Below are 15,931 nucleotides of genomic sequence, written 5' to 3' on the forward strand. Positions count from 1 at the left end.
TCGTGGAGCGCCGTCCTTTTTAGACTTCACCCCCAGCCCCCACGTCCAAGCATCATTCCAGCATCCTTCAAGGACCAGCCTCACATGCGCGTCTCCCCAACTCCCCTGCTGCTCCTCGCATTCACCGCACCCGCATCCATCTCCTTCGCCCAGACGGCAGCCGTCCCCCATAACCCCACCGGCATCGACTTCTCCTTCGCCGGCTACGAAGCCGGCCCCGCACTCCCATCCATCCCCGCCGTCCTTACCGTGCGCCCCACCGGCTCCGACGACACCGCCCTCCTCCAATCCGCCATCGACCGCATCGCCACCCTCCCCATCCAGCCCAACGGCTTCCGCAGCGCGCTCCTCCTGCAGCCCGGCCGTTACCGCATCGCCGGCCAACTCACCCTCCGAGCCTCCGGCATCGTCCTCCGCGGCTCCGGCCCCACCAACACCACCCTCATTGCCGAAGGCCTCTCCCGCCGCAGCCTCATCGAAGCCGGAGCCCTCACCGACCCCACCCTCGCAACTCCCATCGAAGTCACAGAAGACGCCCCCGCCGGCAGCCTCACCCTAACCCTTACCTCAACAGACTCCCTCACGACAGGCGACCACATCGTAGTCCGCCGCCCCAGCACCGCCCCCTGGATCTCCGCCATCAGCATGTCCGGACTCCCCGGCACCTTCGCCAACCAGCGTCTCGACTGGCAGCCCGGCTCCCACGACCTCGTCTGGGACCGCACCATCCTCTCCATCGACCCCACCACCCACACCATCACGCTCGACGCCCCCATCACCACCGCGCTTGAAAAACAATACGGCGCAGGCACCGTAGCCAAGCTCACCGGCCAGCCCCCCATTACCCACATCGGCATAGAAGATCTCACGCTCGAATCCACCTTCGACCCCGCCAACCCCAAAGACGAAGACCACGCCTGGATCGCCATCCTCTTCGACCACCTCGAAGACGCCTTCGTCCGCAACGTCACCACCCGCCACTTCGCCGCCTCCGCCGTCCACGTCAACCTGCGCGCCCGCCGCATCACCATCACAGACACCCACGCCGAATCCCCCATCGCAGAGTTCGCCGGCTACCGCCGCCAGTCCTTCCTCATCGACGGCCAGCAGGTCCTCGTCCGCCACTCCACCAGTGAAGCCGGCATGAACGACTTCGCCTCCGGCCTCCTCGCCGGCGGCCCCAACGTCTTCCTGGACGACACCGCCACCGCCTCCCTCGGTGCCAGCGGAGCCTTTGAGGGCTGGTCCTCCGGCATCCTCTACGAGCGCGTCCACATCCCCAACGCCCGCCTCCAACTCCTCCTCGACTTCTCCCGCGCTCAGGGCGCAGGCTGGACCGCCGCCAACTCCATCCTCTGGAACTCCACCGCCCAGTCCGTCGACGCCATCGGCCCACCCGCCGCCGCAAACTACGTCATCAACTCCCCCCAATCCCTCTACGAAACCCAACTCCAAGCCCGCATAGGAACCACACTCCTCCCAGAAACCTCTGTGTCCTCGTCCTTCCCTCCGAGCCCTCTGTGGTTCGCTTCTCCCAAAGCTGAAACCCCAGCCAATCCCCCCCAGACCCACCCCGTCCAGATCATCAACGGCCGCTTCGTCCTCGAAGGCAAAACCCTCTGGGGCCCATCCCAGGGTGAAGCCTGGTGGCGCGGCGACACCTCCCCCTACACCGCCGGCAAGTCCACCGGCTCCAGCGTCAGCCGCTTCATGCCTGGCGTCACCGCCCCCGGTCTGACGGAGGATCTCCCCGAGATGGCCTCCCGCCTCAAGGCCCGCGGCATCGTCTCCATCCAGATCAACCCCGGCCTCTGGTACGACCATCGCCGCGACGCCCACACCGTAGAACGCCGTGACGACGGCAACGTCTGGGCCCCATTCTTTGAAGCTCCCTGGGCCCGCAGCGGTCAGGGCACCGCCTGGGACGGCCTCTCCAAATTCGACCTCTCCCGCTACAACCCCTGGTACTTCGAGCGCCAGAAGCAGTTCGCCCAGCAAGCCGCACAGCAGGGCTTTCTCATCTTCTACGACCTCTACAACACCCACGACGTCCTTGAGATCGGCCCCCACTGGATCGACTACGCCTGGCGTCCCGCCAACAACATCAACAACACCGGCCTGCCCGAGCCGCCGCCCCTCAAACCCCACAACCGCAACGACGTCGGTAACCAGTTCTTCTCCACCACCAACCCGGAGCTGAAGGCCCTTCACCGCGCCTACATGCTCCACACCTTCGACCAGCTCGGCGATCAGCCCAACGTCATCTTCGGCATCGCCTACCAGTACGCTGGCCCATTGGAGTTCGAGCAGTTCTTCCAGGACACCGCCCGCGAGTGGGAGTCCACCCACCCCGGACGGCACATCCGCTTCGCCCTCACCACCAGCAAGCAGACCACCGACGCCATCCTCCAGGACCCCATCCGCTCCAAGCAGATCGCCGTCGTCGACATGCGCTACTGGGAGTACCGCCCCGACGGCACCCTCTTCGCCCCCAAGGCCGGCGAAAACCACGCCTTCCGCGAGCTCATCTCCCTCGCCTTCCCCGGCTACACCGACACCCCACCCGTCACCACCCCAGAGCAGGTCTACCGCGCCACCCGCGAGTACCGCGACCGCTACCCCAACATCGCCCTCATGCCCATGGAAGACGGTGCCGGCCCCATACCCATCCTCATGGGCGGCGGAGCCTCCCAGTCCGCCCTCGTCGGCGGCCGCACCCCCGCACCTAAGCCCTCAGCAGAGCAACAAGCCTCCGCCATGTACCCCCTGCGTCCCGCCACGGCACCACCCGAGCACGCCAACGCCGACCACAATCTCGAAGCCTTCATTCAAACCAACCTCGCCACCAGCCTTATGAACCTCTCGCCCCGTGACGGCTGGACCGCCGCACCGGACCACACCTGGACCCTAGCCGGCAGCCCCAAAGACCCCATCCTCCTCTACTCCCTCTCCGGCCCGGACATCACCCTCACCCACCCACTCCCACACACACACTACGCCGCCCAATGGTTCGACCCCGAAACCGGCCAGACCCAACCCGCCGAAGCCAAACAGTCCACCTACGCCAAGCCCAACGCAAGCCCGTGGCTCCTCTTACTCAAGCCTGAATAGCCCTCCCCGATCAACGACTGGAGACCATCCATGAAACCTTCGTACCTGCTTCCCTTAGTCATCATTTGCGCTTTGACCGCCGGTTCCATCGCCCAGACCGCACCACCCACCCCACCCCCACCCGCCCCAGCCAACGCCTTCTACCCCGAGAAAGAGCTCCCCGCCCCCTTCAACCCCGCCCTCCCCACCATCTTCATCGTCGGCGACTCCACCGCCAGCTACCACCCAGACCGCACCGACGAAGGCGCAGCCGCCATCCAGGGCTGGGGCTACTTCCTCCCCGCCTTCTTCGACCCCACCAGGGTCAACGTCGTCAACGCAGCCCGCGGCGGCCGCTCCACCCGTACCTACATGACCGAAGGCCTCTGGCAGAAGGTCCTAGCCCAGGTCAAACCCCACGACATCGTCCTCATCCAGCTCGGACAGAACGACGTCTTCGAGCTCAACGACAAGTCCGCCCGCGGCACCATCCCCGGCATCGGCGACCAGACCCAGGAGATCGACAACATCGTCACCCACAAGCATGAGGTCGTCCACACCTTCGGCTGGTACCTCCGCAACTACGTCAAGCAAGCCCGCGAAAAAGGTGCCACCCCCATCGTCATGTCCCTCACCACCCGCAACGTCTGGAAGGACGGCCAGGTAGAGGTCGGCGTCAACAACTATCGCGAGTCCTCCTGGCGCATCGCCAACTCCGAAGGCCACACCGACTTCGTAGACGTCAGCGAGATCATCGCCCAGGCCTACCGCAAGCTAGGCCCGGACAAGACCGCCGGCCTCTTCCACACCCGCGAGCAGGTCCACATCAACACCGCCGGAGCCTTCCTGGACACACGCTGCATCGTCGCCGGCCTCGAGGGCCTGACCGACGCCCCCATCACCCCATACCTCTCCTACCTCGGCCAGGAGATCACCCCCGTCTCCCCACCCATCCCCACAGAGTGGTCCCAACCAGCAAAATAGCCATCAGCGAGCTTGTCTACTCTGCTCTGCCTCAAGCAGAATAGGCACACTCAAGTGGCAGCCCTTTCGCTCAACCTCGCAGGCTGGTGGCGGCACCGGGCGCCCGGACCCGACCTCCGCCGCATCCTGCTCGCAGCCATCCTTTACAACGTCGGCCTCTCCGCCTATCTCTTCCTCTTCAGCCTCTTCCTCATGGATCACGGCTTCACGGAGCGAACCCTGGGCCTCGTCGCCACCGCCATGGTCCTCGGCACCATGGCCGGCACCCTCCCCATCGGTCTGCTCGCCGCACGCTTCGGTCTCAGCCGAGTCGTGCTGACCTGCCTCCTGCTCGTCGGCCCCATCTTCATCGCCCGCACCGCCTTCCTGACCCTACCCATACAGCTTGCGCTCGCCTTCCTCAGCGGCATGGTCGTCTGCGGCTGGGTCGTCGGCCTCTCACCCCTCGTCGCAGGTGTCTCCACTGAGGCAAAACGCCCCTTCGCCTTCAGCCTCCTCTTCAGCGTCGCCATCCTCAGTTGCGGCGCGGGAGGCTTCCTCGGCGGTCATCTTCCCGGCTGGCTCGCACGCGTCGTCCACAGCCCCAGCCAGTCCGCAGTCCTCATCGCCGGTTCGCTCCTGGCCATGACCGCCGCATGGCCCATCGCACGCCTCACCCCAGCCCTGCGTCACGCATTAGCGCCGAGTCCCACCCGCAGCATCCTGCCCCCGACCCATCTACTCCGGTTCTTTGCCGCAGGCTCCTTCTACGCCGCAGCCATCGGCTGCTTCACTCCCTTTGTCGGCGTCTTCTTCGTCCACCGGCTAGGCTTCGGTCTCGGTCCCCTTGGAACCCTCTTCTCCGTCCTCCAGGCTCTGGAAGCGCTCGCAGTCCTTGCCATGCCCTTCCTGCTCCGCCGCCTCAGCCTCCCCTCCGGCATCCTCGCCACCCAACTCGCCGGCGCCTGCTCGCTCACCCTCCTCGCAGGCAGTCACGGCGGACTCCAGTCCGCCATCGGCCTCTGCGGCTACCTCGCCGCCTTCCACATGAGCGAGCCCTTCTTCCAGACCCTCCTCATGAACCGAGCCGCACCGCAAGAAAGAAGCAGCGCCTCCGCCGCCTGGTTCCTCGCCAACTCCCTCGCCCAGGCCGCAGCCGCCACCCTCGGCGGAGCCATCATCGCCCGCTACGGCTACCCCGTCCTCTTCGCCGGAGCCATCGCCGCTATGATCGCCGCAGCCGCATGTCTCCGCCTCGCCCTTCAGCCCACCCAGCAGGGCCGCCCGGAAGCTCCATCGCCGATGCCTGAGATCGAAGTAAACCCGATCGGGGTCTAAGCCGAGCAACCCGTCAAAAACAAATCCGACAACAACGCGCCCAGCTCCACCGGCGTAAGATCCGTCTCCGCCGAGTACCACGGATAGATACAGTTCACCATCCCCAGCAGCACCAGCCCCATCAGCTTCACCGGCACATCTCCCCGCAGCAATCCCGCCTCCTGCGCCTCCCCAAACACCCCGCGCAGCAGCCCCTCATACCCATCCCGCCGCTCCACGATCTCCCGCTTCCGCTCCCCCGTCAGCGCGTGCAGTTCGTCATTGGCGGAGGCATGCCAGCTCTGGTGCTCCAGCAGGCAGACCACATGCGCCGTAATCAGCACGTGCACCCGCTCGATCGGGTCGGTCCTCCCAGCCAGCGCCCCCTCCACCCCCGCATGCAGATGCTCCACCGCCGCCCGCGAGATCTGATAAATCAAATCCTCTTTACTCGACGCATAGTGATACACCGTAGCCTTCTGAATCCCCGCCGCCTCCGCAATCTCACGCATCGACGTAGCAAAGTATCCGCTCCGCGCAAACAGCGCGCACGCCGCATCCAGCAGCCGAGCATGACCTAGCCGCAGCTCCGGTCCCTTGGCCACACCCGCCACAACCTCCCGCACCGTTGAATCGCCCTTCCAGGCCGCGCGAGTCGAAGCAGTCATCGCGCCGTTCAAATAGATCGAAAAGAAGATCCCATCCAGCTCATCCACCGTATAAGCCGCACCCGGCCGATACCAAAGCACCGACCAGTTCAGCATGTCCATCAGCGCCGTATAGAGGTACCGGTTGGCGACATCCCCACGCACCACCCCCGCCCCCTTCGCCCCATCCAGCACCTCAAAAATGGTAGCCGAGTACCGCCCCCAAAGCCCATCCACCTCCGCCCGGTACTCCGCTGAAAGCGACCTGCACTCCATCACGCTCACGGAGAACTCACGCTGAAACTCCAGCGTCGTCGTCAGGTGAACACGAGCCAGCGTCCGCAACCGTTCAAGCGGCGTCGCAGCAAGCGCCAGTGCCGCCTCCGCCGTCTCGATCAGGTGTAGAAACGTCGGATAGCAGATCCCATGCAGCAGCTCTTCCTTCTTTGAAAAATGATGGTAGAGCGAAGGTTGCTGAATCCCCAGCGCAGCCGCCACATCCCGCGTCGTCGTAGGCTTATAGCCCTTCTTCCAGAACAGATCGAGCGCCACCCCACGCAGCCTCTCCGCCACCGCCTCGGTGCCCAGGCTCTCGTCTTGATTGAGCGGCTGCAGCGGCTGGACCCCCGAATCTCTCAAGCCATCAAACCCGACATACGAACGATTGTGTCACGCCAACGCGGCCCATGGAAACGCACCTCAACCACTCACCCACAATCAATCCAGCGGTTTGAGATGACCCAGATTCCCCCGCGCCTCCGTCAACCCCGGATTGATCTCCAGCGCCCGCAGAAAATCCCGCCGCGCCGCCACCTTATCCCCCGCCCGAGCCTCCATCACCCCCAGGTCGTTCCAGTCGTTCGCATCCCGCAGAGCCAGCGCGACCACCTGTTGCTGCTCCCGCAGAGCCTCCGCCCCGCGCCCCATCTGTGACAGCACCTGCGCCAGCGCACGATGCGGCTCCGGGTCCTTCGCAGCCAGCGCCTCCCACGCCCGAAGCTGCACCAACGCCTCTTCAAACTCCTCGCCGCCCGCATACACCAGCGCCAGCAGATGATGCGCCTCCGCATCCTCAGGGTGTCGAGCCAGCATCCCCACCAGCAGCGGCTTTGCCCCCGCCGCATCACCCAGCCGCACATCCAGCGTAGCCAGATCGAACGCAGCATCCGTATAGCCGCCATCTACCTTCAACGCCGCCTCATACCGCACCTTCGCCCCCGTATCATCGCCACGAGCCTGCAGCGCAGACCCCAGCGCCGTCAGCACCCGCGCACTCCCCGGCGTCAGCCCGTCGAGCTGCGTATAAAGCTCCACCGCCCGCGCCGCCGCCCCCGTACTCAACTTCAGCGCCGCCAGGTTATACAGCGCAATCGCATCCCCCGGATTCTTCCGCAGCACGGAGCTCATCCACGCCCCCTCCAGCGCCTGCCGAGACGCCAGCGTATCCACCTCCGGCAGCACCTGCACCCACAGGTGCGCCATCTCATCCTCAGACCGGTTGCCCGCCCTCACCACCACCGGCGGCGAGTGCGGATTATGGATATTCCCCGTGCTGTTGTCATACACATACCGCATATGCAGAACGCTCCCCCCAGGCAGCTTCATCGGCTCCGCCAGCCGGTACACGGACTGCCGGTCGATATCCCACTCCGGAATCAAAATCAGATCCCGCCTCGCACCATCCGGCGTCACCGCCCAGCCTTCCATCCGCCGGGCCAGATAATGCGCATGCGGATACACGCCCAGCACAGACACCGCCACCGGCAGCGTCAACGCATCTTCCACCGGAAAGCTCGCATCGCCTGCGGGGATGTTCAGCGCCGCATCATGCTCCAGTTGCAGCAGCATCGGATGAAGCTCCGCCGGCGTCTTCGTAAAGTACAGCCCAATCCGAGCCCGCGTCGTCTCCGCCTTACCGGAGGGCTTCAGGTGCAGGTTCAGCACAAGGTCATTGCCCGCGTCGAGCCGCCACGGCATCCCCGGTGCCTCCACCAGCGCAGTCGAATCCGGCTTCCAGAACAGGAAGTGGCTGTCCGGATCAAAGTCGTCCCCGGAGTCCACCTCGATATCCATCCCCGGCACCCCGCGCCTCCACTCCGGATGCGTCCTCCGCAGGGAAGCCGTCCGGTCGATCAGCACGTTCGCATGATGCACCACCTGCGGATTACCCGGCTTGATCTCCATCGCTCTCACCCAATGTGTACCGGCCAGTGGATTCGGCAGAATCACATTCGTAAAGAAGTCGCTGCCAGAGGCCGGCACCGACACCGCAGTCTGCGTCTCCACAATCAAATCCGGCTCGCCAAGCTGCCACGCGCTCGTATACACCGGAGCCTTCGCGACCGGCCCCGCTCCTTCGATCGCCCCCGCCGCAATCCACCGGTGCAGCAGCGCCACCGTCTCCGCAGGCAGATGACGATCGCCCTGAAACCTGCCATGCCCCTCCTCCGGCAACCACGGCGGCATATACCGCGTCGTCACCGCCGTATCGATCACCGAAGCAAACCGCTTCGCCTCCGCATACGTCATCAACGCAAACGGCCCCGAGCCCCCCGTATGATGACAACCCGTACAGCTCTGATACAGCACCGGCGCAACATCATGCCGCCACGTCGGCGCACTCTGCGCCCCCGCGACCCCCGCAAGCCAAAGCATCAGAGACCCAACAAACCTCATCGCGCCCCTCGGCTCACAATCGAGCACCCCACCAGCCCACCCGGATCAGCCACCACCGGCCTCCCCGCCAGCACGCTCCGCACCGCCGCCTCCACAAAGTGTTCCGTAGCCGCAGGCCGCTCCTGCCCAAGATGTACGAACCGGTCATCCACCCGCCCCGCATAAACCGTCTTCCACCCACCCGCCCCACTCCGCACCAGCACCACCGCCTCCGGCGTCACCTTCGCATGAGTCAACCGCACCAGCGCCCCATCCGCATCGCCCAGCGTCACGCCCCCCGCATCGAACTCCCGCTGATGCACCCGAATCCCCGCAGCCGTCTCCCCCACATTCGGATACACATACCGGACCACAACTCCCTGCGAAGCAAAGCTCTCCCTCACCCGCTTCATCTCCGGAAACGTCCGGTTCGACACAGGACAATCGGAAGCCACAAAGAACAGCACCACCGCCCGCGCCCCAGGCACAGCAACCCTGTCGAGCGCCCCCTGCCCGAACGCCGCAGTCACAATCAAACACAAGACGAAGGAGAGGGCCACACGCAGCATGAGGCATCATAGTGCCACCGGCAGACGAAGCGATACCTACGGCTTCGTGCTGATCCGCCGAATGACGACCGGCGTAAGCGGCCGGTTCGAACTATCCCGCGCCAACCCCGCAACCCTCTCCAGCACCTTCATCGACGCACCATCGCACTGCCCAATAATCGTGTACCCCCCATCCAGCACATGCATCGGATTCAGCGCAAAGAAGAGCTCGCTGTTGTTCGTATCCGGCCCGCCGTTGCCAAACGCCAGCCGTCCCGGACGATCGAACGTAAGCCCCGGCGCACTCTCATTCTTGAACCGGAAACCGATATCCGTATCCCCGCTGATATCCCCCGTAATATCCCCAAACTGAATGTAATAATCCGGCAGCACCCGGTCGATCGCCTGCCCATCATAAAAGCGGTGCCCATGCTGAACCGCACGCGTCCTCGGGTCGGTCCAGTCCTTGCTCCCGTCCACAAGGCTTAGAAACGTAGCCGTAGCAATCGGACTCTCCTTCGTAAACAGCCGGCACGAGATCGTCCCCACAGAGGTCTCGATCACAGCCACCGGCCCCGTAGGCTCAGGACCCGCCGGCGCTGCAAGCGGAGCCGCACTCGGTGCCGGCAGCACCACAACATTCGCATCCACCGCAGCCACCCCCGGTAGAGCCTTACCAGCCGGAACGATCACAACCCGCCTGATCGCCACATCCTTCGCAGGATGATTATCCGTAGCCTGCAACTCCCGGCGCAACCGCGCCACCAGCTTCACCGAAGCCTCATCGCACTCCCCGAACACGACCGCATGCCCATCCACCTCGGCATTGGCATGATCCGTCACCAGGAACCGCGACGGCCCAGCCTCTCCTTTGGCCTCGGTCATCGCCAGCAGCCCCGCCCGGTCGAACCGCAGCGGCGGCGCAGCCTCGACAGCAAAGCCCGCACCCGCCGCCCGTTCCTCCTTGGCCGCACGAGCGCCCGTCACAATCCCCGCCGAGTGCGGAAAGATCCGCGTCCCGTCATAGAACGGCTGATCCCGCTCCATCGACCCATCAGGAGCCGTCCACGCCTTCGTCCCCTCCGCCAGCGCAATAAATGCGGCGGTCGTAGCAGGACGCTCATGCGTGAAAAGTGTGCAGGTAAGACGTCCCGCAGTCGTATCGATCACAGCCCTGGGCTGAGATTGCCCGAGGGCGGTGAAGCGGATCGCACTGAAGAGGATCGCGGCAAGCAGAGCAAGACGTCTCATACGCTGGTTATACATCGCCTGCAAAAGTATCCATGAATCCGCTCTTAACCAAATACCTCGAAACAAGTCGCCCCTTCAAAAGCTGATAGACCCCTCCAACTGAAGTTTGCGTGGCGAGTTTGACTGCAAAGTGACCGCACCGAAGTTCGTACTATCGATATTCGTCTGAATGCCGCCAAAGACAGTCCGATTGAAGACGTTGAAGGCGTCCGCCTGGACACGAACCTTCCAGCGATCGGTAATACGCAGATCCCGTCCAACGGTGACATCCTCGTCGAGGCTCCACGGATTGCGCAGTCCGAAGGCAAGCGTACGCGGCGTATTGCCGAACGTGAAGCTGGCAGGGTCCGCAAATGCACTTCGATTGATATAAGCAGTTGTGCTGGGACTACCGCCACTCCCGTACGCCCCGTTGATGCGCGCCGTCAGTCCTTTGCCATAGTCGGCGTAACATCCGCCGGTATAGGGCACCAGGCAGGACGCAAGGATAGGACCGAGCGGCGTGCCGGACTGGTACTGCACAATGCCGGAGATGCTCCAGCCACCCAGGATGGCATTCGCGATGCCGCTGTTAGCAAACGCCTGCCCGCGACCGAAGGGCAGACGATACACAGTAGCGATCGACAGAATCTGAGGAATGTCCTCCACAGCGACCGCACGTTCCTGCCGTAAGTTATAAGCGGAGCGCGGAGCGGCCTCCGCACCAGCGATGACGGCACCGGTATTGTTGATGGACTTGCTCCAGGTATAGGAAGCAAGGAAGTAAAGCCCGTGTGACGTACGCTGCTGCAGGCGCGTCTGCAGGCTGTGATAGCTGGCGTTCCCAAAGTCCGCAAACGGGTCGTAGATGCTGTTGTACTGCGGGAAGGGCCGAAGCGCCTGACCAAGCGTCCCCACAAAGTTCGCATAAGGAACTTTGGCAGTCGGGACGATTGTCTGCGCCTGTGCAAGAACGGCAGGACTGAGGGACTGTTGCAGCAGTCCACCCAGAACCATGTACTTCGGGTCCAGTTGGTCAGAGTAGATGCCAACACCACCGTTGATTGGGATAAAGTGCGACTGGCTCCCTGCATATGAGATCTGAAGCGTGAGCGAAGGCGTAAAGGCCTGCTCAACCGTAAGGTTCCAGTTCTCCGTGTAGGGGGACCGAGCAGCCGTATCGGGTCGATTGTACGTAACATTTCCGCCAGTAGCGCCGGTCGTGCTGTTGTAGCCAGCATTGAGGGTGGGATCGAAGATCGGCGGCTTGGCATACGCAGGGAAGCCAGTCGCCCAGTTGAACGCCGGCGTGATGCCGGAGTCCGGTGTATTGGGTGAGGGTTGAGCGACATACCCCAGCAACCCGGTTCCCTGCGACTGCGCGTTACCCCCAAGGGCACCCGCATTGAAGTGGTTGATCGTAAACGAGCCGCGTACCACCGTCTTCGGCGTAACCGAAAAAGCAAACCCAACGCGCGGATCGAACGTAAGGTAGTGCGTATCCACCTGCGTGCTGCAGTGGCAACTATCGGTCCCGTTCCCCGCGAACTGAACCGCGCCGGGATAATTACTGACAGCAGCATTCGGCAGAGCGGGATTGAACCACGAGTTACGATTTTCAGATTCAACGAACGGCTTGGCGATGATATAGCGCAAACCGACGTTGACCGTCAGCCGTTGCGTGATCTTCCAATCATCTTGTGCATAGACGGCATAATCGCGATACCGCGCGCCGGTCTCTGCGACCGAGGTGTCATAGAGAGCGGCGTTGTCCACGGCCCCCAGCAGATAGCTGGCGTATGCGTTTCCCGTCGTCGCATCGATCGAGGACACGCCATTGACAGCGGCAAAGCCAGCCGTCTCGTTATTGCTGAAGTTGAAGCCGCTTAAAAAATTCGGAATAGTCTGCTGCTCCTGCTGCGCAATGATCTGGCCGCCGAAGGTCATGGAGTGCCTGCCTCGAACCCACTGCAGGTTGTCCTGATAGACAAAGCTGTTCGCAACGGTGTTCGAGTTCTCGGTGTTGTTATTGCTCGCCCACAAAGTAGGTGCATTGGGGCCCAGGAAATTGACCGACGGAAAGTTATCGGAAGGAGCGCCGCTCGGCAGGCCAGTCAGCCCCGCTTTGCCGAGATATCCCCCACCATTGGTCGGAGAGGTAAAAGGCGTATTGAAGCGGTTGAACTGCGCACCAAACACATTGATGACGTGCGGCGTGATGGTCCAGGTATGGCCAACCTGGCCGAGCCAGATCACCTCCAGAGCCGTGCGGCTGCTGGTATACGGCAGAGGCAATTGTGGCCCGCCATTGGGCGGCAGACCGATCGGTGAGTTCTTGCCATATTGAAACAGCGCAAAGGCGTGCTGCCTGGAGTTGATCGCCCCATCCAGCTTGCCAAGGTACATATTCTGAGTCGTGCCGCCTTCCAGAGAGCTCGCAAAGTTATTCTGAATCGCGTTGTTCTGCGTGGCGGGCAGGTAAGACTGCAGTTGCCGGGAGATGGAAGAAAGACGCGCCGCCGGAATCACGTTTCCGGAAAACGCCGTTCGAGTACAGACCCCGTTGTTGCAGACCGTCGAAGCCGGATCGTAGATGGGAACGCTCAGCGCGCTGAAGTCGCCTGACCGTTCAGCCGCGGTCGGGAGATTATAAAAAATGGGCGGATTGCCATTTGAGATCTTGAAGCGATCGAGATTGCCAAAGAAGAAGAAACGATCCTTCACCAGCGCACCGCCCAGGGAACCGCCGTACTCGTTCTGGTGCTCCACAGGGGTAACGGTTGAAAAGTATCCGGCCGCATCAAACGCGGTGTTACGGATATTTTCATACACATGACCGTGCAGTTGGTTTGAGCCGGACTTGGTCACGAGATTCGTGATGCCCTGCCCTGCGTAATACGCAGGTACGCCACTGGAGATGATCTGAAACTGATCGATGACCTCGGTGGAGGTGGCGCCGTTGACGTTACGGGCATCACCCTGCATCTCTGAGGTCGTCAGCGGCAGTCCGTTGATATAGAGATAAGAAGAGTTGGAGCTGCCGCCATTGATGTTCTCCACTCCAAAATCACCGGAGGCCACGCCTGGAACCAGCGAGAGAAAGCCCAGCGGACTCTTCGGTCCGCCGTTCATCGCGACCGGCAGAGCCGTGTACGTGGAGTTTGGGATCGTAGTGTCGAGAGCACCGTTCTCAGTGTTGAGGTCTGATGGCGTCGCCGTGACAGTCACAGTTTCGCCGGCTCCCCCAGCCTGCAGCGAAAGATCGAGACCGACCACGCTGATGGCGTTGACGATGACGTGCTCCTGATGCACCGGACTGAAGCCCTTAAGCTCAACCGTGACGCTGTAATCGCCAGGAGGCAGCGCCGGCAGAACATACGTGCCTGCTGAGGAGGTCTGCTGTGCAGCGGTCCGGCCCGTGTCCTGGGAGACCGCTGTGACTTTGGCATTGGGAACAACCGCGCCGGACTTGTCCGTGACAGTCCCCTGGATTGTGCCCGTGCCGGCTGCCTGAGCCCATGCGCAGGTCCCCGGGACCGCCAGCGCAACAGAGAGAAGGAGGGTATGTGGAGCAAGGTATCGTGCGTTCAGGACAAACTCCAGGAATGCAAATTCCGCTGGCAGACAGGATCTCTTGAGATCGAAGCGAATCAGGAGTAAGTCGAAAAAAATCAGGAACGGTTGGTTGGATGGGAAGGAGGTCGTTCGGGTTTTCTGGACGCGAATCAATCCTATACGGATTGATTCAACGCCAACCACGGCTCCGCAAATGCCCTTGTACTCCGCACACTCGCACATCTCGATGCCCCATCCGCTAAACTCCCACCATGCCCGCTCGCGCTGTAGCCCTCCTCTTCACCCTCGCGACCATCGCGCACGCCCAGGCGCCCCTCTGCGACCGCATCCGCGCCCTCACCCAGGACCCCACCGTCGCCGCCGCCCACTGGGGCGTGCAGGTCGCCACGCTCGACGGCACCCCGCTCTGCGGCGTCAATGAAGCCCAGCTCTTCCGCCCCGCCTCGAACGCCAAGATCTTCACCACGGCCGCAGCCCTCGCGCTCCTCGGCCCAAACGCAACCGTCGAAACAGAGGTCCTCTCGCATGGCGTGTTCACAGGCAAGGAACATCTGGACGGCAGTCTCTATCTCTTCGGAAACGGAGACGCCAACCTCTCCGGCCGCAGGGTTCCCTACGCTCCCGGGACGGACGAGGCCCTTCCGCCGCTGCACAGCCTCGATGATCTCGCCGCTCAGGTCGCCCGCACCGGTCTCCGGTCTGTGACCGGAGATGTGATTGCCATCGGCGATCACTTCGGCAATGAACCCTACCCCAACGGCTGGTCCCAGGATGACATCCTCTGGGGCTACGGCGCGCCGGTCTCAGCCCTGGACATCAACGATAACGAGATCAAGCTGACCATCACTCCGGCCACGGAACTCAGCAGCCGGGCCACCATTGAGATGACCCCCGCTCTTCGTTACTACACCCTCTCGAACGATGTGATGACGACCGATACCGGCTCGGCAACCTCCATCGCAATCGAACGAACACCAGGCTCCAGGCTTCTTCACCTTTACGGACACATCGCCCTCAAGGCCAGCCCTGAGACAGACCACGTCGCCATCGAAGACCCCCCAGCCTATGCAGCCATGGCCTTGAAGCAGGCGCTTGAGCGCCAGGGCATCCTCATCGATGGCCATGCAATCGCGGAGCATGTCACCTCCCAAGATCCCCGAGGCTTCCGTGAGGTCTCCCGCCAGCCGCTGGACCTCCCCGCGATGATGTCGCTTGGCCGCGGAGTTGCTTCAGGTCTCTCTCCTTGTCCCGATCCATGTGATCCCGCAAAGATCTCAACAAACACGCTCCTCGGAAGCCTGACCTCCTCTACTCTGCTGGAAGACGTGATCCTGACCAACAAGTCCAGCATCAATCTGCACGCGGAGATCCTGCTCCGCCGTCTCGGCGACCGCATCTCACTCCCTGGGACCTTCGCCGAGGGCGCACGCGTCGTTCGACAGTTCCTGATCGACCGTGGCATCAGCGCCGATGACGTCACCCTCTACGACGGCTCCGGCCTCTCCACGTACGATCTCGTCACGCCACGGTCCATCATCAAGCTGCTCGCTTACGGCGCGGCCCAGCCCTGGGGCCCAGCTTGGAAGTCGTCGTTCCCCGTAGGCGGCGTAGACGGCACTCTGTCCGCTCGCTTCACCGGCCCGCTCAAAGGCCGCGTCTTCGCCAAGACCGGAACCCTGGGCGAGTCACGCGCCCTCAGCGGCTACCTCATCGCCGCCTCCGGCAAGACCCTCATCTTCTCCATCCTCGTCGACAACCACCTCCCCGGCTCGGCCGACCGCGTCGCCATGGACAAGATCGTCGCCGCCATCGCCGCCGGAAACTAATACACGCAATTTGTGGTGAGTTCGTGGTGATTTGTGGTGCACTTCTGCCACAAAATGACACAGATGCGATGATAGAAAA

General features: G+C 63.0%; 9 protein-coding genes. 4 read left to right on the plus strand and 5 right to left on the minus strand.

Going from position 1 to position 15,931, the window contains the following annotated elements; genetic code table 11:
* Nucleotides 1-84 precede the first annotated feature (84 nt).
* Genes ACIX9_RS27435 through ACIX9_RS17545 form a run of 3 tightly spaced genes read left to right on the plus strand, consistent with a single transcriptional unit; the run spans nt 85 to nt 5,391 of the window.
* Nucleotides 85-3,111, plus strand: a complete 3,027-nt coding sequence (locus ACIX9_RS27435; RefSeq protein ID WP_013581834.1) for a DUF6298 domain-containing protein — start codon at nt 85-87, stop codon at nt 3,109-3,111.
* Between the two features lie 30 nt (nt 3,112-3,141).
* Nucleotides 3,142-4,074 carry a GDSL-type esterase/lipase family protein gene (locus ACIX9_RS17540; protein ID WP_013581835.1) on the plus strand — a complete coding sequence of 311 codons (933 nt, stop codon included), beginning with the start codon at nt 3,142-3,144 and terminating at the stop codon, nt 4,072-4,074.
* A 54-nt stretch (nt 4,075-4,128) separates the two neighbouring features.
* Nucleotides 4,129-5,391 (plus strand): MFS transporter, encoded by a 1,263-nt coding sequence (locus tag ACIX9_RS17545; RefSeq protein ID WP_013581836.1) that lies wholly within the window; start codon nt 4,129-4,131, stop codon nt 5,389-5,391.
* On the opposite strand, the gene ACIX9_RS24055 is transcribed toward ACIX9_RS17545, so the two are convergent.
* From ACIX9_RS24055 to ACIX9_RS17570, 5 genes are all read right to left on the minus strand, one after another.
* The gene (locus ACIX9_RS24055; RefSeq protein WP_013581837.1) at nt 5,388-6,656 is read right to left on the minus strand and encodes a TetR family transcriptional regulator; all 1,269 of its coding nucleotides are present in this window, start codon (nt 6,654-6,656) and stop codon (nt 5,388-5,390) included. The genes ACIX9_RS17545 and ACIX9_RS24055 overlap by 4 nt on opposite strands.
* A 78-nt stretch (nt 6,657-6,734) precedes the next feature.
* Nucleotides 6,735-8,693 (minus strand): tetratricopeptide repeat protein, encoded by a 1,959-nt coding sequence (locus ACIX9_RS17555; RefSeq protein ID WP_013581838.1) that lies wholly within the window; start codon nt 8,691-8,693, stop codon nt 6,735-6,737.
* The gene (locus tag ACIX9_RS17560; protein ID WP_013581839.1) at nt 8,690-9,241 is read right to left on the minus strand and encodes a thioredoxin domain-containing protein; all 552 of its coding nucleotides are present in this window, start codon (nt 9,239-9,241) and stop codon (nt 8,690-8,692) included. The genes ACIX9_RS17555 and ACIX9_RS17560 overlap by 4 nt, the downstream gene beginning before the upstream one ends.
* A 36-nt stretch (nt 9,242-9,277) precedes the next feature.
* On the minus strand, nt 9,278-10,471 hold the full coding sequence (locus ACIX9_RS24060; protein WP_198152119.1) for a peptidylprolyl isomerase: 1,194 nt from the start codon (nt 10,469-10,471) through the stop codon (nt 9,278-9,280).
* Nucleotides 10,472-10,546: 75 nt separating this feature from the next.
* Nucleotides 10,547-14,248: a TonB-dependent receptor gene (locus tag ACIX9_RS17570; protein ID WP_013581841.1), complete on the minus strand. Its 3,702-nt coding sequence runs from the start codon at nt 14,246-14,248 to the stop codon at nt 10,547-10,549.
* 29 nt (nt 14,249-14,277) lie between these two features.
* Between ACIX9_RS17570 and dacB the strand changes: the two genes are divergently transcribed.
* On the plus strand, nt 14,278-15,852 hold the full coding sequence (gene dacB, locus ACIX9_RS17575) for a D-alanyl-D-alanine carboxypeptidase/D-alanyl-D-alanine endopeptidase (RefSeq protein WP_013581842.1): 1,575 nt from the start codon (nt 14,278-14,280) through the stop codon (nt 15,850-15,852).
* The last annotated feature ends 79 nt before the right edge of the window (nt 15,853-15,931 follow it).

The organism is Granulicella tundricola MP5ACTX9, assembly GCF_000178975.2.
GTDB classification, from domain to species: Bacteria; Acidobacteriota; Terriglobia; order Terriglobales; family Acidobacteriaceae; genus Edaphobacter; species Edaphobacter tundricola.

What these genes read in the sequence shown, in the direction of transcription:
- ACIX9_RS27435 (WP_013581834.1), top strand. Translation starts at nt 85, where the DNA reads ATGCGCGTCTCCCCAACTCCCCTGCTGCTCCTCGCATTCACCGCACCC.
- ACIX9_RS17540 (WP_013581835.1), top strand. Translation starts at nt 3,142, where the DNA reads ATGAAACCTTCGTACCTGCTTCCCTTAGTCATCATTTGCGCTTTGACC.
- ACIX9_RS17555 (WP_013581838.1), bottom strand. Translation starts at nt 8,693, where the DNA reads ATGAGGTTTGTTGGGTCTCTGATGCTTTGGCTTGCGGGGGTCGCGGGG.
- ACIX9_RS17560 (WP_013581839.1), bottom strand. Translation starts at nt 9,241, where the DNA reads ATGCTGCGTGTGGCCCTCTCCTTCGTCTTGTGTTTGATTGTGACTGCG.
- ACIX9_RS24060 (WP_198152119.1), bottom strand. Translation starts at nt 10,471, where the DNA reads ATGAGACGTCTTGCTCTGCTTGCCGCGATCCTCTTCAGTGCGATCCGC.
- ACIX9_RS17570 (WP_013581841.1), bottom strand. Translation starts at nt 14,248, where the DNA reads ATGTGCGAGTGTGCGGAGTACAAGGGCATTTGCGGAGCCGTGGTTGGC.
- dacB (WP_013581842.1), top strand. Translation starts at nt 14,278, where the DNA reads ATGCCCGCTCGCGCTGTAGCCCTCCTCTTCACCCTCGCGACCATCGCG.